This is a genomic window from Halobacillus litoralis, from assembly GCF_004101865.1.
Taxonomy (GTDB): Bacteria; Bacillota; Bacilli; order Bacillales; family Halobacillaceae; genus Halobacillus; species Halobacillus litoralis_A.
Genome location: NZ_CP026118.1, coordinates 2,716,199 through 2,735,620, shown reverse-complemented (window position 1 = coordinate 2,735,620; position 19,422 = coordinate 2,716,199). Strand labels below are relative to the sequence as shown.

Genomic DNA, 19,422 nt, shown 5'->3' with positions numbered 1-19,422 from the left:
GAGATTTTATGACAAAGCCTGTAATCACACGGGACACAGTCCAAAAGCTTGATCATGAAGACCCGTTCGGAGCTTTTAAAAATGAGTTTTATTTAAAAAAGGACCACTATTACATGGATGGCAATTCACTAGGGCTCCTTTCTAAACGCGCAGAAAAAGCACTCTCCACCTCACTAGAAGACTGGAAGCGTCATGCGATTGAAGGCTGGACTGAGGCCAGTGAACCTTGGTTTTACATGTCGGAGAAAATAGGCGAAAAGACAGCACATCTCATTGGGGCGGAGCCTTTTGAAGTCATCAATACTGGCTCCATAACTACAAACCTGCATCAATTGCTGGCTACTTTTTATAAACCTGAGGGGAAAAGGACGAAAATCCTTGCAGACGAATTGAATTTCCCTTCTGACATTTATGCAATCAAGAGTCAAATCGAGTTGCATGGCCTTGAACCAGAAGACCATCTGATCCGGGTCGCAAGTGCAGATGGTTATACACTTAAGGAGGAGGATATCATTCGTGAAATGGATGAGGATGTCGCTCTTTTACTCCTTCCATCAGTCCTTTACCGCAGTGGACAGCTTCTGAATATAGAAAAACTGACTCATGCAGCACATAAAAAAGGCATCATTGCGGGGTTCGACTTAGCACATTCCATAGGCGCCACTCCCCACCATCTGAGCGAATGGGGGGTCGACTTCGCTGTTTGGTGTACCTATAAGTATTTAAATAGCGGACCTGGCGGTGTCGGTGGACTTTACGTCAATCAAAAACATCTTGGAAAAAAACCCGGACTTGCGGGATGGTTCAGTTCAAATAAAGAGAAGCAATTTGATATGAGCCATGATTTGAGCCCTTCGGAAACGGCCGGTGCTTTTCAAATCGGTACACCGCATATTCTAAGTTCTGCTCCCCTTTTAGGCTCCCTTGAACTATTCCAAGAAGCCGGTATTGAAGCTGTCAGGGAAAAATCGTTGAAGTTGACACGTTTGATGATGGATCTTACTCACCAAGAACTCCCCGGCTACGGATTCAAACTTGCCAATCCTCTGGACGATGAACGTCGTGGAGGACACGTCTGTTTTGTTCATGATGAAGCAGCAAGCATTTGTAAAGCCTTGAAAAAGGAAGGTGTCACACCTGACTTCCGCGCCCCCAATGTCATCCGTTTAGCACCGATCGCCTTTTATACTTCATATGAAGACGTGTTGGATGTCATGTTACGATTGAAGGATATCATGGAAAACAAAAAACATAAGCAATACAAAAACGAACGGGGAATTATCGCTTAAGGAGGCTGACCATGAAACTCATTGATATAACAATGCCCTTGAATAATGCTATCCCCCCCTGGCCTGGGGATGAGCCTTTTCAGTATCAACTGACACTCTCAATGGAAGAAACAGGTTCGGTGAACGTCGGCCAGTTCAAAGGGAGCAACCATATCGGAACGCACGTGGATGCACCCTATCATTACGATTCTGAAGGTTTGAAAATCGCAGAAATTCCGCTGGAACGTTTCACAGGCAAAGCGCTGCTCGTTTCTATTGAAGGTAAAAGTAAGATTTCCGCGGTGGACTTACAACATGTAGATTTCCGCAATGTGGATAAAGTCCTCTTCAAGACGAACAGCTGGAATGACCGCTCGAAATTCCCGGAAGCATATACCGTCATCAGTGAAGACATGGGGCCATTTTTACATGAGAAAGGAATTAACCTCATCGGGGTGGATACACCATCTGTAGATCCAGAGACAAGCAAAGAATTGCTAGGTCACCATTCTCTTTATAATCATGACATCCTCATTCTAGAAGGGTTGCAGCTTGCTCATGTGACTCCAAACATTTATGAATTGATGGCTTTTCCTTTGAAAATGGAGGAAGCAGACGGCAGCCCTGTCAGAGCCGTACTGAAGCAAAGTTAACAGAAACATGGATTAAGTGTACTTTCACCATCAAATGCAGAGCATATCCCTCCTTGGGGTATGCTTTTCCTTTTTCATTAAAGGACTCTTGTTTGATGAATAATTGCGCTGCTACCAGAATGGAGCGAAAGATTCGAAAGACTAGTAATGACTGTGCGGAAGCCCCTCCATTGATAAATCAAATCAAACAAAAAAAGCAGTTCAGCCATGGGTACAATTTGCTTTTGTACCTCAAGACTGAACTGCTTACATTCAAACGATTGTTTATTTTTTTGTAATTCTTTGATCAATCGCCATTTTCTTAGCCACTTTCGGTGCGAGCCAAATCATCGGTAACAATAAAAGGGATACCGGGACGGCTGTAACCACGATAAAGTTTTGTAACTGGGTAATGCCGCTATCACCTGTAATCAGCAAGATAACCGCAATAGCACCCATAAGGACAGCCCAGAAAATGCGGAGCCAACTTTTCGGGTTCCCTTCACCGGTAACAGCCATTGCAATCGTATAGGACATGGAGTCACTAGTCGTTACAACGAACAGAATCGTCAAAATAAGGAACAATGGTGAGATGATTGATGCCAATGGGAATTGTTCTGTAATTGCGAACATTGCTGCTGGATTTCCTGCTTCATTTAAAGCTTCTGATACAGAACCCGGGTTGCTTAGTTCGAAGAAAATCCCAGAGCCCCCTAGAACGGTAAACCAGAAAGTTGAAATCACTGGCGCAAAGACAGAAACAGCAATAATGATTTCCCGAATGGTCCGCCCCCGGGAAATACGACTCACTAGAATCGCCATCATCGGGCCATATCCAATGAACCAACCCCAGAAGAAGACTGTCCAAAGTGAAAGCCATCCTTCATCTCCCCGATAAGTACTCATTGGTATGAATTGATCCACATAAAAACCGAATGAAGAAATAAAGTGATTCAGGATAAATCCTCCTGGACCGAAGATTACGATGAAAGCCATCAAAGCAATCGCCAAACGGACATTGAAACTACTCAACATTTGAATACCTTTGTAGAGACCTGAAACAGCAGATATCGTCGATATAATGACAACGATAAAAATAATCGTGAACTGAGTGCTGAATTCGTTCGGAATACTGAAAATCGCCTGCAGCCCGTAACTCGCTTGCAAGCCTAAGAAACCAATCGGCCCGATGGTTCCAGCGGCAACAGCAATGACAGAGAAAGCGTCGATTATCGTCCCAAGCCAGCTATTTTTCAACTTTTCTCCAAAAATCGGATATAACAACGTTCTTGGTTTCATCGGCATGCCTTTATGATAGTGACCGTACATCATCACTACAGCACTGATGGTACCAAGAATCGCCCATGCAAGGAAGCCCCAGTGCATGAAGCTTTGAGCTAGAGCAGGATCGATTGCCGCTTCTGTACCTGCTTCTATACCTGATTGGTGTGGTGGAACTGTAAGAAAGTGCCACATTGGTTCGGCTGCTGCCCAGAATACGCCTCCACCCGCTAGGAGGGTCGCCATAATGATGGACAGCCATTTATAGAGGCCTAACTCCGGTTTCTCCATATTCCCCATTTTAATTTTTCCATATTTAGAAAAGGCGAGCCATAATCCGACAAAGAAAGTAGCCAGCATCAGCACCTGCCAGAAGGCACCGAAATACTTGGCAGACCAGGCGAAACTTCCACTTACAATTGTTTCAATTAAATCAATATCAATAAGTGCAATAATTACAAAGAGGACCAATATTCCTCCACTAATCGCAAACACCGGCCAATCTATTCGACCTGAAACTTTATTATCCATATCTATCTCCTTTTGTTCATACTTGTTTAAACGCACAATTAAACACTTTACCACTTTAATTATTATGATGTAAAGACATATACTTTATGCTTTGGGTACAAAAGCGCAAGCACCTTGATCACCCCCGACAAGCATAAGCAAACCTTTGAAGGGGCATTTTCCTCCACCCCATACAAATAAAAAAAGGCCACGAATTTGTGGCCTTTACTGTTCCTCATCATTTTCAACTTTATGGTTTTCCTGCAGTTTCTGGCATTCTTTACATAATTTTAATTCTTCTTCTCTTTTTGTGGCAAGTGGTTTCCCACACCTTCCACATTCACTGAAACTATTAGGATTCGCTTGAAAACCAGGGATATTATTTTCTGGCCCTATCATATTTATTCCTCTCCTTCATCAAAATAACTCTTTCCATTCTTATTCCCTAATCACATCTGACTAATCATTGTTTTATTTGAACCGCAACTATCTAAGGAAGGAAAAAAACTCGCGACTTTGCAAAATTCCACTTCTATACCTGGGTAATATCAAAATTGTATCAATTCTTTTTCTGTTATACCTTTAGCATAGGACTGTTTACCTATTAAGACTTGTGTTTTAATATAAGAATTACTAGCATCATTAAATCCGAAGTATTTCCATTCTGTATATAATTTGAGAATAGAACTCCTTTTCACAACCCAATACCCTTCCATTACACATATTTATTTTAGAACGCATTCAATCCACATATATCAAAATTTTCATCCATACAAAATAAATTCCATTCGATCGGGACCTTCGCTAACTTCCGGACGTCTAATAATTGAAGAAAGGAGAGAGAGCCCGGTGACCGGAAATACACAAGTCGACTTCACACGTGACGAAGCAATCGAATACATTATGCACCATTATGGTGAGATTCTGAAACGAACTATTTTCACTTATGTGAAAAATCACCACACAACCGATGACCTTTTTCAAGAAGTGCTTATACTCATTTATCGGAAGTGGGATCAATTCCACGGCCAATCTCAGTTAAAGACTTGGGCGATAAGAATAGCTATTAATCGTTGTAAAGATTATTTACGCTCTCCTCTTCATCGAATCAAAATCGTCAAAGATCAATGGTTAGATAAAAAAGATCCCCAGCACCTTGAAGAAACGGTCATCCAAAAGGAACAATGGGATGAAATTGCCAAAGCGATTCTCAGCCTGCCCATCAAATATCGGGAAGTAATGATCCTCACCTTTCAACAAAATATGTCCCAGAAGGAAATTGCGGACGTTACTGATACACCATTGTCCACAGTGAAAACGCGCATGCAGCGTGCTCGCCAAATGTTAAAAAAACAAGTCAATGAGGGGGAACTGACCCTTGAATAATAAAATTAAAAAAGCGATTGATCGCCAAATCAGTGAAAAGCCTTTATTCACGAATGAAGATCGCCGCCGGTTTTACGCCAATAAACAAAATAAAGGTTTCTCTTGGTGGAATCAGGGCTTCCCCAAGTTGTTGACAGCCATGACCACTTTGCTTCTCCTGGCTGGTTCTTTTTACTTTTTCACGTCCGGAAATCCATTCCAATCCCCTGCTTCCCCTGAGGAAGAGCAGGTAAAAGAAGGGCCGGTCCCTGAAAAAGAGCAAGATAATCAGCCACCTCTCGATACTAGAATTAAAGAGATTAAAAATCTGGTGCTGAATGGCCCCGGCAAAAATCAAATCAGGGATACCGTTGAATCCCTCAATGGAGCGGAAATAGAATCTGCCCAAGAAAAGGAAGAGGCAGAAGAATTGATGTCATTCGTTTTCACACCTGATTCGGAGATGCAAAATACTTCCTTTACAAGTCATGAACCACCTTCACTTGAAGCTTTCCAACATGGTGAGCTCGACTTGTTTTTGGCTGTTCAATGGAACGATGAATCCAACGGGCTTTCTTCAGCTACACTCACTTACCTGTCCGATGATGGGGAATCTTTAACTGAAGAAAGATTCACAGGCAACGCTTTAAAAAGAGAATTCGCAAAGGTGGTGGGAGCTGAAGAACCGGTTTCCATGAAAGACCTCACATTGCGATCTATCGCACGTTCACTGGATAAAGAACCTGACTCGCTTACGAAAAGCGACTTATTGGAGCTCGAAGAATTAACGATTAATGCCTCACATTTAAACGGCATTTTTGATGTTGAAGCTGACCCTTCTTATTTCGAAGCAATGAAGTCACTGAGAGTACTAAAACTGAACCAGGCCATCATTCCCGGTGAATTATTGAAAGAAGTTCCAAGTTTAGAACAGGTCACTTTCATCGGGCCAACTATAAAAGATTTGAGCCGTGTTGCTGAGGGAATGCAGAATGTTCAGTATTTGAACTTAATCAATTCTTCCTTCCAAGGTAACGCTGAAGACATCCTCAAGCTAGAGTCACTGACAATCGTAAGAGTCGATCCCTCGGTCGTGCCAGATTATGAGAAATTACAATTCGAAGGCATCGATGTACGTTGGTAAGTATCAACTGCCAACCTGCCAGGTTCAGACAGTGAATCAGGCAAGATAAAGTCAAAGACCAGATTTGATGAATGATAATGTCCCGTATCCATGAGGTTGCGGGCTTATCTTTCATTCAAAATATACTAAAAAAAGGATGGTTACAATGTGTGGAATTGTCGGACTTATACATAATGATCAATATTTCGAACCGTCAGTGATCCAGGAAATGATGAAGAAAATCCATCATCGCGGACCCGACAATGGTGGTTATTATCATGATAGAGAAGTAAGCTTAGGGTTCCGGAGACTCAGCATTATCGATAGGACTGAAAACGCGAATCAACCTATGTTTTGTGAAAACAAACGCTTTCTTTTGACTTTCAATGGTGAAATTTACAATTTTAACAGCATAAAAGACCCCCTAATAGAAAGAGGGCACCAGTTCCAAAGTCACACAGACAGCGAAGTGGTGCTTCATGGATACGAAGAATATGGAGTTGAAATTCTTCATAAACTGCGTGGGATGTTCGCATTTGCAATATGGGATAAAGAACAAGAAGAACTCTTTTTAGCGCGGGATCCCTTCGGCATTAAGCCGCTTTATTATAGTAGTAACACTAAAGATGGATCTTTCCTATTCGGATCTGAAATCAAATCCTTTCTTCCCTGTCCCTCTTTTGTTAAAGAATTTAATAAGGAAGCATTGAAGCCATACTTAACCTTCCAATATTCTGCTCTTGTGGAAACATTTTTTGAAGGCGTTTTCAAGCTTAATCCAGGACACTATATGATTTATAAAAAAGGAAGTTGCCAAGTACACGAGTATTGGGACACCACATATACCGAAACGACACTAACCTTGGAAGAAGCAGTGGAGGAAATTAAGAATTTCATGGAAGATTCCGTCCGCCATCACCAAATGAGTGAAGTGAAAGTCGGATCATTTCTTTCAGGAGGGATCGATTCCAGCTATGTAACGACACTGATGAAACCTAAAAAGACATTCTCTGTGGGATTCAAGGATTATAATGGGATATTTAACGAAACAAACCTGGCGGAAGACCTATCTGAACAACTTGAAATACAAAACCATAGAAAATTGATTTCAGGTGAAGAGTTTTTTGAGAAGGTCCCAGCGATTCAATACCACATGGATGAACCGCATGCAAACTTATCTTCCATACCTCTCTATTTTTTAGCGGAACTTGCCAGCCGGCATGTCACAGTCGTTTTATCAGGGGAAGGAGCAGACGAATTATTCGGGGGTTATGACTGGTATCAAATTAGTAGGAAGCACCAGGCTTATGAGAAGGTTCCATTTCCATTACGCCAATTCGTTTCTAAGATATGTGAGCGATTGCCCAAAAATCAGCTCACCAATTTCTTACTCATGGGGGGTAAGAAAGTAGAAGAAAAATTCATCGGGCAAGCGAAAATTTTCTCGGAAGAGGGCGCGGTATCTCTATTGAAACCGCCATATCATAGCGGGAAAACAGCGTCTATGATTCTTAAAAAAACATATCAAAAAGTGCGTCACACAAACGATTTCACCAAAATGCAGTACACAGATATCCACCACTGGCTCCCAGGGGATATATTGCAAAAGGCAGATAAAATGAGTTCTGCACATTCCCTTGAATTAAGGGTGCCCTTTTTAGACAAACAGGTGATGGAAACAGCCAGCAAACTTGCTCCCTCCCTGAGAGTCCATCCAAAAGATACAAAATACGCATTAAGGCAAGCTGCAAAGTCTGTTCTCCCAGAGGAATGGGCGGATCGTGCAAAAGTCGGCTTCCCCGTTCCGATTCGGGACTGGTTAAGGAAACAAAGATATTATGAACATGTCAAAGAGGTCCTTCTGTCCGAAACAGCTTCCAGTTTTTTTCATACCGAGGAACTGCTGGGATATTTAGATGCTCATTATGAAAATCAAGGGAACTGGCACCGGTGCATTTGGACGGTTTATGTATTCTTGATCTGGTATGAGGTTTACTTCGTCAACGATGGCGCACCTCCTTATGACTTTAAAATAGCCGAATCGGAAGAAACATTAGCACATGCATAATAAAAAAGGCAGCTGATACTTAAGCTGCCTTTTTCTGCTTCATTATTCGAACGAAATAGCCCAGCTGCCATTACGCATCACTGGTTCTGTCGTACCGTCTTCCAATACCCCATCAATATCAAGTTCTTCTGAACCCATCATGAAATCCACGTGGGACAAACTATGATTGACGCCATTTCGGTCTAGCTCATCTTCACTCATATCTGACCCGCCTGTCATATTGTTCGGGTATGCTTTCCCAAGTGCCAAGTGACAAGAAGCATTTTCATCGTATAACGTGTTATAGAAAATCAGTCCTGACTGAGAAATGGGTGATTCGTGTGGGACAAGAGCCAATTCACCAAGGCGACGTGAACCTTCATCTGTATCCAGTAGGTGTTGCAATGTTTCACTACCTTCTTCTGCTGAGTAGTCAACCACTTTACCTTCTTTGAAAGTAACAGAAAAGTCATCAATTACATTTCCACCATAATTCAATGGTTTCGTGCTTGATACGGTGCCTTCCACTCCGTATTTATGAGGAGCTGTGAACACTTCTTCTGTCGGCATGTTGGGGTTGAATTGCACTCCTCCTTCTACTGTCTTGGAAGGACCGCCTTTCCAGATATGCCCTTTAGGTAACGCAACTTCTAAGTCTGTTCCCGGAGCTTTGTATATTAATTTTTGATATTGTTTTTTGTTTAAATATTCGCGAGCCTTGATTAAGGTTCGGTTATGTTCTTCCCAAGCAGCGATGGGATCTTCCTGGTCTACACGTACGATACTGAAAATTTGCTCCCAAAGCTTTTCTACAGCTGTTTCTACATTCTCATCCGGGAATATCTTTTGAGCCCAAGCAGGGATAGGAATGCTTACAATCGACCATTGGATGCGGTCATTCATTGTGTAATCCCGGAATGTAGCCATAGCTTCTGCTCTTGCCTTGTTAGCTGCAGCTACTTTCCCAGCATCAATACCTTTCAGCAAATCCGGGTCGGTGGATCGGATGGATAGAATCGCGGCTCCTTGTTCAGCAAAGTAAGTGAATTTCTGTTGCTGCCACTGTGGAACATTTGATAAGGTCTCTTGGTCCGCATGTTCGTACTTCATACGAGTGAGTGTATCGTCACCCCAGTTGATATGTACATCTTTTGCTCCCATTTCGAAAGCTTTTTGAGCGACGATGCGTGTGAATTCAGCTCCATCGATTGTGGAATTGATCATGAGCAGCTGGCCGTCTTGTAAGTTGACTCCTGTACGCAAAGCCAGTTCAGCATATTTTTGTAATTTGTCATTGCTTGGCATTTTCATCGAACATTCCTCCTATTCAGTGCTTTGTATCCGTATTCATTATTCCACAAAACACTCAGAACCTCAAAAATAAGCTAGCACATCCGCTTTAATTTCCAGAAAAATTAAAAATAGAGACCCAACTCTCGTTGGATCTCTGGTCCATCATTGATTGTCTATTTCTTCAACAATCAAGGACAACTCTTCCCATCTTTCCATTTTCTCTTCCAATTCGGCTTCTACTTTCTCCTGTTCAAGAGAAATTTCTTGGACTTTATCATAGTTTGCAGCTGCTTCTGTGAGCTGTTTATTTAGTTCCTCTAAACGGGTTTCCAAATTAGAAATTACCGTTTCGATCGTTTCCCACTCCTGCTTTTCACGATAGGTTAACTTCCGCTTCCGGTTGGATCTGCGAGTGTCTTCTTGAGCAGAACTTTTTTTCTCAACCTGTACAGCTTCTTTCTCATTTTTCCTATCTTCCAGATATTCACTGTAGTTTCCATAAAACTTTCGGATGGCTGCCTTTCCTTCAAAAGCAAGCAATTTATCAACTACACGATCCAAGAAATAGCGGTCGTGAGAAACCGTAATGACAACTCCCGGAAAATGCTCCAAGTACTCTTCCAATACACTTAATGTTTCCGTATCCAGATCGTTTGTCGGCTCATCAAGGAAAAGTAAATTGGGCTCGCTCATTAGAACTCTTAATAAATAGAGGCGTCTACGCTCCCCTCCAGATAATCGTTTAATATAAGTCCATTGCTGAGGTCTCGGGAATAAGAATCGTTCCAACATCTGTTCTGCGGTGACTTCATCTCCATTAGCCGTCTTAATAACTTCAGCTACCTCTTTGATGTATTCAATCACCTTCAAACTCTCATCCAATTCTTCGTGGTCCTGTGTATAGTAACCAATCCGTACCGTAGAACCAACGCGGACCTCTCCTTGATCAGGTTTGATGCGTTCTGCCATGATGTTGAGCAACGTCGTTTTTCCGGATCCGTTCGGGCCGATAATGCCTAACCGTTCCCCTGGCACCACGAGGTAATCTAAGTTTTCAATGAGTGAATGCGATTGAATTGAATGTGAAATCCCTTCTAATTCTATGACTTGATTACCCAGCCTTTTTGAGCCGATCGCCATGTCGACATTCTCTTTCTTTGTATCGAAACTTTCTTCTTTCATCGCTTCCACCCGTTGCTTACGGGCTTTCTGTTTAGTTGTTCTTGCTTTCACACCCGCTTTCAGCCATGCAAGCTCACGACGCAGCGTATTTTGATGCTTTTGCTGGGCTTGGCGTTCCCACTCTTCCCGATCTGCCTTTTTCTCTAAGAAGGTTTCATAGTTCCCTTCATATATATAAAGATCGCTACGATCCAACTCATAAATCAAGTTTGTCACACGGTTGAGGAAATACCTGTCGTGTGTGACAACCATTAGCGCTCCTTTGTAGGAAGACAAAAACTCTTCTAACCATTCAATTGTTTCATTGTCGAGGTGGTTGGTCGGCTCGTCTAACATTAATAAGTCTGCTGGCTGTATCAACGCTTTAGCAATCGCGACTCTCTTCTTTTGCCCGCCCGACAGCTCTCCCACTTTCTTATCGAAGAATTCAATACCAAGTTTTGAAAGGATCGTCTTCGCTGCTGTATTCGCTTCCCAGGCATCTTTTTCTTCCATCTTCTGTTGGAGTTCGAGCATCCGTTCTTGCACAGCTGTATTCTCTGGGTCCTGGGACAACTCCAGCAGGACATGTTCGTATTGACGCATTACCACCATAACTTCAGCATCACCGTAATAGATTTGCTCAAGTACAGTCTTATCTTCCTCCAAATCCGGCTCTTGAGGCAAATATTCAACCGTGAAATCTTTGGCATGATCCAAATTTCCTGAATCACCGGTTTCCAAACCTGCCAGTATTTTTAACAGCGTCGATTTCCCCGTCCCATTAACGCCGATCAATCCAATGCGCTGCCTGCTTGATATTGCAAAAGACAAGTCCTCGAACAGATCTTTATCTCCATAACTTTTACTTAAATTGTTTACTGATAATAGGCTCATTCCGCTCATCCCTTTAAAAAGAATCTTTTCTCATCATATCATATTGTATCTTCATTCACTTTCTTACGTTAATCATCGCGTCGCGTAACCTATTAAATTAAAGAAACCGGGCCTAAGCCCGGTTTCCCTTCCATTACCTTTTTGGTGATTCACTTGTCGTGTTTAATCAAACTTGTAATTTAATTTTCTTTTTCAGAGCTCTGATCTCTTCTCCAATATTCCATTCCATCTACGCCGGGAAGATGGTCTTGATAGAAAACAGGGTCTTTCCCTTCCTTACGCTGCCTCCGGTAATCCTTTAAAGCAGCATAAGCGACTGATGACAACCGCAATATAGCATACAAGTTAATTAAAGCCATGATCCCCATCGTCAAGTCAGCCAGTGACCAAACGAGACCGAATTCAGCTACTGCACCAAACATGACCATTGCAAGAACCGCGATTCTATAAATGAAAATATTGACTTTGCTCGTTTTAATGAATTCGATATTCGTTTCACCATAATAATAATTTCCTATAATGGAACTGAAAGCGAACAAGAGAATTGCAATAGCAATAAAGATGGCCGCCCACGCACCCAGCTGAGATTCGAAGGCTTCTTGTGTCAATTGAATACCATCTAAATCTGTCCCGGCATAATCGCCAGCGAACAAGATAATGACAGCTGTTGCACTACAGATGAGCAATGTATCTGTAAAAACGCCAAGTGTTTGGATTAATCCTTGTTTGACTGGGTGAGTTACTTCAGATGTTGCAGCCGCATTCGGCGCACTACCCATTCCTGCTTCATTCGAGAATAATCCACGTTTGATTCCGATCAGAATCATACCGCCGAAGGTTCCGCCTGCAATCTCACGGAAACCGAATGCTCCTGCAAAAATCTGACCGAACATTGTAGGTACTTGTCCTAAATTTGCCAAAAGGACATAACCAGCTAAAATGATGTAGAAAATCGCCATAATCGGTATGATGAATTGTGTGACTTGGGCAATTCGTTTCAACCCGCCGAAAATGATCAGAGCAACAGCTAGTGTGAGTAAACCACCCATCAGCCATTTATCGACGTTAAAAGAGTTTTCAAAAGCTAAACGAATCGTATTTGACTGGACAGAACTGAACACAAGACCATATGTAAAGGTGATGGTGATCGCGAATATTATTCCTAATGTCCGGTTCTTCAACCCTTTTTCAATGTAATAAGCAGGGCCGCCCCGGTACTGGTCTTTATCTGGTACTTTGTAGACTTGTGCCAACGTACTTTCAATAAAGCTTGAAGCTCCTCCAAGAATAGCTACAATCCACATCCAAAAAACAGCTCCAGGCCCTCCGACTGTAATAGCAGCGGCTACACCTGCCAGGTTCCCCGTACCGACACGGGAAGCTGTACTGATAGCAAAAGCTTGGAATGGAGATGTTCCTTTCTTCCCTTCTGCTGAGATGGATCGTTTGTCGAACAATACGCGAATCATTTCTGGTATGTACCTGAACTGAACAAAGTTCAATTTAATCGAGAACCAAAGTCCTAACCCAAGAAGAGTGACGACCAGGATGGTCCCCCACATCCAATCGTTCAGAAAACCGAGTACTTCTTGCATGCATTTCACCTCATTATGATAGTATCAAAATATTTACAACTGATGAACCTTTCCCCTTCTCACCTTATAACAAACAATAAATTGCGACAACTCGACAATTTTACCATAAATAATGATTGAGAGCCCTCTTTCACTAATTGTACTAACGAAAAATAAAGTACTGACTTACTTGTTATCACTTCACATTAGCCAGAGGAGCGTTCAGCGAGCGCGAACATGGGAATCTTTTGGGCATGCTTTTCTTCTGTATTATTCTTTGTGAAGAGGAGTAATACAGATTTCACCCTTATTTTTGTTGACTTAACAAAGGGGTGATGCTTATTTAACAGAAAAAAAGCCGAGTCCTAAATCTTTTCGATTTAAGACTCGACTCTAAAAACATCACCTTTATCAATGCTTCCATATTCCGGATTACCTTGGAAGCAACCGCGCTTGATTACAGCCCCCTTTTCCAAGGAAGGCTTGTACCGAACTTATTCGCAAGCTCTTTCGATTCCTTCCTTCTATTCTTACGGTGTTCGTGGCGTCTTTTTGCACCTTCATGGAGCCATTTTTCTTCATCTGATTCAGGAAATACAGCCGTGACAGGTGAGGGTTCATTGTTTTCATCAACCGCCACCATCGAAAGAAATGCAGTCGTACAAACCTTTCGTTCACCTGTCAATAAATTTTCAGTTATCGCTTTTACGAAAACTTCCATAGATGTGTTATGTGTCCATGTTACAAAGGCTTCTAAACACACCGTATCACCTTCGAACACCGGCTGCAGGAAGTCTACAGAATCCATAGAAGCTGTTACGACAGGTTTTCTACAATGTCTGACAGCGGCAATTGCGGCTACATCATCAATATGTGCCATCAGTTTACCACCGAAAAGTGTCCCGTGACTATTCGTATCAGGTGGGAGCACATGTGAGCTTTTTACAGTTAAAGAATCTATACAAGGTTTAGCATCCATCATCTATTTCCTCTCTTTCCATATGGAATCGTTCTCTGTCCCTTATTATACCATGATTGTTTGATATCACTCTTTGCGGTTAAATTCTATTTCGAAAATCGCTCCCGTTCCTTGTGAGCGGTTGAATGCGTATATTGTTCCACCGCTCCGTTCGATTATAGCTCGTGAGATAGCAAGACCTAATCCTGTTTCCCCTTCTTTCCCTTTAATAAAACGCTCGAACAGTTGGGGAAGAAGTTCCTCTGAGATGCCATTGCCATCATCTCCCACTTGGATTTTCAATCGTCCCTCTTGCACTTCAGTTGTTATGGTAACTTTCTGTTTTGCATGTCTTACCGCATTGCTTAAAATATTGATTAATGCCTGCAAAACACGTTCACGATCTACTACTGAGTAAAAGGATGGAAGATGCGTAAGTTCAAGGTCGATTCCTTTTTCATTAGCCAAAGGGAAAAGTCGATCTTTAGCCTGACTGATGATTTCCGAAATATCTGTAAGTTCAGGTTTATAAATATCTTCACTGCTATCGAGTTTGGCTAGTAAAATCATTTCATTCACGATTTTCTTTAACCGCTCCGTTTCACTGACCATCACATTCAAACCTTTTTCCGCTGCCTCTCCTTCAAAAACACCATCACGAATTCCTTCTGCATAACCTTGAATCGACATTAAGGGTGTCTTCAATTCATGGGAAGCATTCTGGAAAAATTGTTTTTGAGAATGAATGTAGCGGGCAAGTTCATCAGCCATGTGCCTGACACTCTGTTCAACTTCTTTGATCTCACCTGAAGCATTGACTTTTTCCACCTTGGAAAATTGCCTTTTCTCTATCTTTTTCACTTCCTGTTTCAATTTCGTTAATGGAGTGACAAGCCTCCATGTCAAAATAGAGCTGACAATTAGAGCGAGAAATAATCCTATCAAGAATACAGCGATCATACGAAGAGCGAAAACAGACTGTACGGCTTGCAAGTCATTCAGAGGTGTGGCCATGACAAGTATTTGATTATTCCCGGCGTTGACAGGAAAGTCATAAACAACATATTTCTCTCCACCGCTTTCCCACACTTCCTGGTCCACTAACTCCTCTTCGTAGCGCTCCATCCAGGAATCAGCGACTTCAGCAGGCATCGTTCTAAACAATACTTCATCCTGGGCACGATCGAACAGCAATATTGGATAATTACGATCCTGGATGAGCTGGGACAGTTGTGGACTCCGGTCAGGGTCCTGTTCAGAGATGATATCAATCAACAGTTCAGCTCTCCCTTTCAATTGCCTTTGTTCATCCTGGATCAACATATCCATCAATAGAGAGTATATGAAAAAAGCCGTGATAGACATGATGACGATAATCAATGCTGCAAAGGCTGCATTCAATTGATGAAGCAATTTCATGAGGATCCATCCCTTAGTCGGTAGCCATGTCCCCACACCGTTTCAATCGGCAGGTCCTTCATTTTTTTGCGTAAACGCTTAATAAGATCATCTACAGCCCGATCGCTTCCGAAATAGTCATCACCCCAAACCTTCACCAATAATTCTTCCCTTGAGAAAGCTCGATTTTCCTGTGCGCCTAAAATCTTGAGGATTTCAAACTCTTTTGTCGTCACTTCTATTTCTTCACCCTTGAAATACACACGTCTTTCTTGCTGATTCAATACAAAATCCCCTGCTGTAATCTTCTCCTCGCCTTGTTCTGGCAGAGGCTTCATAGCTTCCCATTTTTTCAAATGCCGCTTCACCCTTGCGACCAGCTCTCTTGGACTGAAAGGCTTCGTCAGATAGTCATCCCCGCCTAATTCAAGACCTAAAATCTTATCCACTTCTTCGTCTTTAGCTGAAATGATTAAGATTGGTACTTCTGATGTTTGTCTAATGCGTTTACAAAATTCATAGCCATCCATCCCTGGTAACATAATATCCAGAACCCACAAGTCCGGAGCACCTGTTTCAAAAACATCCCAGGCTTTTTCTGCTGTATCGACAGCTTTCACTTCATATCCTTCCTTTGTTAAGTATGCTTCAACAATCTCTCTTATATTAGGGTCGTCTTCAACGAGACCAATTGTATCATTCATCATTCACCCTCCTGCCATTAGCTATTCTTACATCTATTTTCTCACATTTTCAGGATTTGCTCCTGCTTTACACACTTTTTCCACATTTACACCAAAGTCATGCCATAACTTCACCGTAGAATAAGAATTGTCAGAGGGAAACAACAGGAAAATCGCATCAATTTATATAGGAAAGGGGTTGCCGCTCCTCGATGTTTGATGAAGAAAAAAAGAAAGAAAAGCGTCAATACAAGCGTACAGGTTTAGCTTTCAGTGTATTAGGTGCGATTATTGCTGTATTTATAGTTACTACAGTTTTTCAATGGAAAGGTGTATCCGTCAACGTAAACACGGAGAAGCCGACAGCTCAAGCCAATGAATTACAGCTTGGTAAAAACCAGGAAGAAGTAACCCAGGCGATCGACAAAGCTTCACAAGCTGTCGTAGGAATCAGCAATGTTCAAGAAACACCGCAAGGAACTAAAAAAGCCGGTACAGGTTCTGGGGTCATTTATAAAGAAGACGGCGATAAAGCTTTTGTTGCCACCAACCATCACGTTGTTGAAAAATCTTCCGAATTGGAAGTGATTTTGAGTGATGGAACTAAAGTAGAAGCCGAGCTGAAAGGCAGTGACCCATTGACAGACTTGGCCGTTTTACAAATAGATAGCGAACATGTGCAGAAGGTTGCTGAATTAGGCAAAGCCAATGACGTAGAGGTCGGGCAGACAGCCATAGCCATAGGTAACCCGCTGGGCATGGAATTCGCTGGATCAGCCACTAAAGGTATTGTCAGTGGTCTTAACCGAAATATCCCTGTAGATATTAATGGAGACCAACAGCCAGACTGGCAAACCGAAGTGCTTCAAACAGATGCTGCCATCAACCCTGGTAACAGTGGTGGGCCGCTGGTCAACTTGCAAGGCGAAGTCATAGGGATAAACTCTATGAAAATCGCAAAAGCAGAAGTTGAAGGAATCGGTTTCTCAATTCCGATGGATGTAGCTAAACCAGTCATCGAAGATTTAGAAACCAAAGGAGAAGTGGAGCGTCCATATATGGGAGTTTCCCTCCAGGACGTAAACCAAATCCCTAACCCTGTGCTTCAGAGGGAATTAGGATTACCTAACGACATCGACCATGGTGTCATTGTCCAAGGTGTCGAAAAAGGTTCTCCGGCCGATGAAGCAGGACTTCGTCAATACGATGTCATCACCGCTATTGACGGGAATAAAGTCGATTCACTTATGAGTTTAAGAAAATATCTCTACAACCAAGTGCAAGATGGAGATACAGCTGAACTCACCGTCTACCGAGACGGAGAACAAACGAAAGTCGAACTAACACTAACCTCCCAGTAAAAATTGAACAGATATGAATATGGAGAATACGTGTAAGAAAATCGGAAACACTTTGGTGGGCTTGATTCAATCCAGCAGATACGAATCCCCCCTCCGACTCTGCAGGTTCCCTTCAAGCCACTAAGGTCTTTCCGAAAGCAAGAAATGCAAACTATACCAAACCAACCTCTCTCAAAAAATCCCTGCGCTTAAGCGCAGGGATTTTTTATGAGGAAAGTTTTTTAAATAAGCCAGCTGGTATGCTGGAAAACTAGCGGGGCAAACAGCTATCCGAAGGTGCTCACCATCAAGGGTTTTTACCGTTCCCACCCCTGATATGCTTCAACGTTTCATAAGATAGGAGACAGCAAGCGGGAAATGGCTTCTTTGAACCTGATCCATTTCGATCGCGATTGATACAATTTAAAAGTAAGTTCCGTAGATTCAACAATATCTTCATGAAAACGATCAGCTAACAATTGAGATACATCAGGATTATAGATAAACGCATTGACCTCAAAGTTCAATCGAAAGCTCCTAACATCGATATTCGCTGTCCCAACGGAAGCGATATTCCCATCGACAACCAGCGTCTTCGCATGTAAGAAACCCTTTTGATATACATAGATAGTCGCTCCTGCTTTCAACATATCGCCAATGTTGGAGAAAGTCGCCCAATAGACGAATGGATGATCCGGTTTATTCGGAATCATGATCCTTACATCTACTCCGGATAAGACTGCCACCCTTAAGGCATCAAGTAAACTATCATCCGGGATGAAATAGGGAGTTTGGATGTACACATACTCTTTAGCTGAGAGTATCATTTTAAGGTACCCATGTTTAATCTGCTCCCACTCCGAGTCCGGTCCACTGGAAACGATTTGCATCCCGACATCACCTTTGGGTTTTGCTTGATAATATCGATTTTCATAAACGATATCCCGTCTCGACGCCTGATTCCAATCAAGAATAAAGCGGGTCTGCATATTGTTCACCGCTTCCCCTTCTACTCTCAAGTGAGTATCTCTCCAGTACCCGAATCGTTTATTGAAACCTAAATATTCATCTCCGATATTAAATCCGCCTATATAACCTATTTCACCATCAATGATGGCCAGTTTTCGGTGATTACGATAATTAATTTTCAAATTCACTTTAGGTATAAAGGAGGGAAAGAAGGATTCGACTTGCACCCCTGCCTCTTTCAATTTCCTCTTATATCCACGAGTCAGCAACCTTGATCCCATATCATCATAGAGAAGTTTGACTTCTACTCCCTCTCTTGCCTTTCTCATCAGTACTTCAGCTAAGCGCTGCCCCAGATTATCGTCCCTAAGAATATAATAAAGCAGATGGATATGGTCTTCTGCTTTCTCGATATCTTCGATGAGTGCATGAAATTTCTTTTGGCCATCTGTGTACACTTCCACTTCATTGTTTTGTGAAAGTAATGCATCATTATTTTTCAAATGCATATAGATCAAGTCTTCATATGGAATGATGGCTTTTGGGTGCACTGCGAGTCTATCTTCCTTGATTGCTGCCAGTTGGTCCTGTACAGCTGTCAATAGTCCTAACCTGCTTTTTTTATCCCAAGTGAAAATTTCCTTATTACTTAATCGCCGTCCAAAAACCAAATACAGAAGGAAGCCTGCAATTGGTAAAAAGAGCAAAACCATCAACCAAGCCCAAGTGGCGCTGGCATCCCTGCGCTCAAGAAAAATGATTGCCAAGGCTAATAGCACATTCAAGCCCAAGATGAAAGTCAGTATATATGGAAGTATATTCAATGTGGCTCACCTGCCTTTTTCTAACAAAAGATCGCTCTTTTAATATATCATATTCTAAACAAATTCTTTTCAATAGAAACGAAAAGTACAAGCAAGCGC

The 19,422-nt window shown here is 42.1% G+C and carries 15 protein-coding genes; 6 read left to right on the top strand and 9 right to left on the bottom strand.

The features are described from left to right. Positions 1 to 8 precede the first annotated feature (8 nt). A complete protein-coding gene (kynU, locus tag HLI_RS13755; protein ID WP_128525494.1) occupies positions 9 to 1,289 on the top strand; it encodes a kynureninase in 1,281 nt (426 codons plus the stop codon). Between the two features lie 11 nt (positions 1,290 to 1,300). Then, positions 1,301 to 1,921 carry an arylformamidase gene (gene kynB / locus HLI_RS13750; protein ID WP_128525493.1) on the top strand — a complete coding sequence of 207 codons (621 nt, stop codon included), beginning with the start codon at positions 1,301 to 1,303 and terminating at the stop codon, positions 1,919 to 1,921. A 264-nt stretch (positions 1,922 to 2,185) separates the two neighbouring features. On the opposite strand, the gene HLI_RS13745 is transcribed toward kynB, so the two are convergent. Next, positions 2,186 to 3,712: a BCCT family transporter gene (locus HLI_RS13745; protein WP_128525492.1), complete on the bottom strand. Its 1,527-nt coding sequence runs from the start codon at positions 3,710 to 3,712 to the stop codon at positions 2,186 to 2,188. Positions 3,713 to 3,916: 204 nt separating this feature from the next. Next, on the bottom strand, positions 3,917 to 4,090 hold the full coding sequence (locus HLI_RS21700) for a hypothetical protein (protein WP_164908564.1): 174 nt from the start codon (positions 4,088 to 4,090) through the stop codon (positions 3,917 to 3,919). Between the two features lie 450 nt (positions 4,091 to 4,540). Between HLI_RS21700 and HLI_RS13740 the strand changes: the two genes are divergently transcribed. From HLI_RS13740 to asnB, 3 genes are all read left to right on the top strand, one after another. Next, positions 4,541 to 5,077, top strand: a complete 537-nt coding sequence (locus tag HLI_RS13740; protein WP_241655857.1) for a sigma-70 family RNA polymerase sigma factor — start codon at positions 4,541 to 4,543, stop codon at positions 5,075 to 5,077. Beyond that, complete coding sequence (locus HLI_RS13735) at positions 5,070 to 6,200, top strand: hypothetical protein (protein WP_128525491.1); 1,131 nt, start codon at positions 5,070 to 5,072, stop codon at positions 6,198 to 6,200. Before HLI_RS13740 ends, HLI_RS13735 begins: the two co-directional genes overlap by 8 nt. A 145-nt stretch (positions 6,201 to 6,345) precedes the next feature. Beyond that, positions 6,346 to 8,247 carry an asparagine synthase (glutamine-hydrolyzing) gene (gene asnB / locus HLI_RS13730; protein WP_128525490.1) on the top strand — a complete coding sequence of 634 codons (1,902 nt, stop codon included), beginning with the start codon at positions 6,346 to 6,348 and terminating at the stop codon, positions 8,245 to 8,247. 42 nt (positions 8,248 to 8,289) lie between these two features. Here asnB and HLI_RS13725 read toward each other — a convergent pair whose 3' ends face one another. The 6 genes from HLI_RS13725 to HLI_RS13700 form a co-directional block, all read right to left on the bottom strand. Further along, the gene (locus HLI_RS13725) at positions 8,290 to 9,537 is read right to left on the bottom strand and encodes an aminopeptidase (RefSeq protein WP_128525489.1); all 1,248 of its coding nucleotides are present in this window, start codon (positions 9,535 to 9,537) and stop codon (positions 8,290 to 8,292) included. A gap of 144 nt (positions 9,538 to 9,681) precedes the next feature. Further along, positions 9,682 to 11,577 (bottom strand): ABC-F family ATP-binding cassette domain-containing protein, encoded by a 1,896-nt coding sequence (locus HLI_RS13720; RefSeq protein WP_128525488.1) that lies wholly within the window; start codon positions 11,575 to 11,577, stop codon positions 9,682 to 9,684. A gap of 179 nt (positions 11,578 to 11,756) precedes the next feature. Continuing rightward, a complete protein-coding gene (locus HLI_RS13715; RefSeq protein ID WP_206659616.1) occupies positions 11,757 to 13,172 on the bottom strand; it encodes an alanine/glycine:cation symporter family protein in 1,416 nt (471 codons plus the stop codon). 436 nt (positions 13,173 to 13,608) lie between these two features. Continuing rightward, positions 13,609 to 14,130: an acyl-CoA thioesterase gene (locus tag HLI_RS13710; RefSeq protein WP_206659667.1), complete on the bottom strand. Its 522-nt coding sequence runs from the start codon at positions 14,128 to 14,130 to the stop codon at positions 13,609 to 13,611. Positions 14,131 to 14,196: 66 nt separating this feature from the next. Next, positions 14,197 to 15,528: a sensor histidine kinase gene (locus HLI_RS13705; RefSeq protein WP_128525485.1), complete on the bottom strand. Its 1,332-nt coding sequence runs from the start codon at positions 15,526 to 15,528 to the stop codon at positions 14,197 to 14,199. Then, a complete protein-coding gene (locus tag HLI_RS13700) occupies positions 15,525 to 16,211 on the bottom strand; it encodes a response regulator transcription factor (protein ID WP_128525484.1) in 687 nt (228 codons plus the stop codon). Before HLI_RS13700 ends, HLI_RS13705 begins: the two co-directional genes overlap by 4 nt. A 191-nt stretch (positions 16,212 to 16,402) precedes the next feature. On the opposite strand from HLI_RS13700, the gene HLI_RS13695 reads away from it, so the two are divergent. Then, complete coding sequence (locus tag HLI_RS13695) at positions 16,403 to 17,551, top strand: S1C family serine protease (protein WP_128525483.1); 1,149 nt, start codon at positions 16,403 to 16,405, stop codon at positions 17,549 to 17,551. Positions 17,552 to 17,880: 329 nt separating this feature from the next. Here the strand turns inward: HLI_RS13695 and cls are convergent, their stop codons facing one another. Then, the gene (gene cls / locus HLI_RS13690; RefSeq protein WP_128525482.1) at positions 17,881 to 19,323 is read right to left on the bottom strand and encodes a cardiolipin synthase; all 1,443 of its coding nucleotides are present in this window, start codon (positions 19,321 to 19,323) and stop codon (positions 17,881 to 17,883) included. Between the last annotated feature and the right edge of the window lie 99 nt (positions 19,324 to 19,422).

Excerpts from the sequence above, each read along its gene's own strand:
- kynU (WP_128525494.1), top strand. The coding sequence starts at position 9 with ATGACAAAGCCTGTAATCACACGGGACACAGTCCAAAAGCTTGATCAT.
- kynB (WP_128525493.1), top strand. The coding sequence starts at position 1,301 with ATGAAACTCATTGATATAACAATGCCCTTGAATAATGCTATCCCCCCC.
- HLI_RS13745 (WP_128525492.1), bottom strand. The coding sequence starts at position 3,712 with ATGGATAATAAAGTTTCAGGTCGAATAGATTGGCCGGTGTTTGCGATT.
- HLI_RS21700 (WP_164908564.1), bottom strand. The coding sequence starts at position 4,090 with ATGATAGGGCCAGAAAATAATATCCCTGGTTTTCAAGCGAATCCTAAT.
- asnB (WP_128525490.1), top strand. The coding sequence starts at position 6,346 with ATGTGTGGAATTGTCGGACTTATACATAATGATCAATATTTCGAACCG.
- HLI_RS13725 (WP_128525489.1), bottom strand. The coding sequence starts at position 9,537 with ATGAAAATGCCAAGCAATGACAAATTACAAAAATATGCTGAACTGGCT.
- HLI_RS13720 (WP_128525488.1), bottom strand. The coding sequence starts at position 11,577 with ATGAGCCTATTATCAGTAAACAATTTAAGTAAAAGTTATGGAGATAAA.
- HLI_RS13715 (WP_206659616.1), bottom strand. The coding sequence starts at position 13,172 with ATGCAAGAAGTACTCGGTTTTCTGAACGATTGGATGTGGGGGACCATC.
- HLI_RS13710 (WP_206659667.1), bottom strand. The coding sequence starts at position 14,130 with ATGGATGCTAAACCTTGTATAGATTCTTTAACTGTAAAAAGCTCACAT.
- HLI_RS13705 (WP_128525485.1), bottom strand. The coding sequence starts at position 15,528 with ATGAAATTGCTTCATCAATTGAATGCAGCCTTTGCAGCATTGATTATC.
- HLI_RS13700 (WP_128525484.1), bottom strand. The coding sequence starts at position 16,211 with ATGAATGATACAATTGGTCTCGTTGAAGACGACCCTAATATAAGAGAG.
- HLI_RS13695 (WP_128525483.1), top strand. The coding sequence starts at position 16,403 with ATGTTTGATGAAGAAAAAAAGAAAGAAAAGCGTCAATACAAGCGTACA.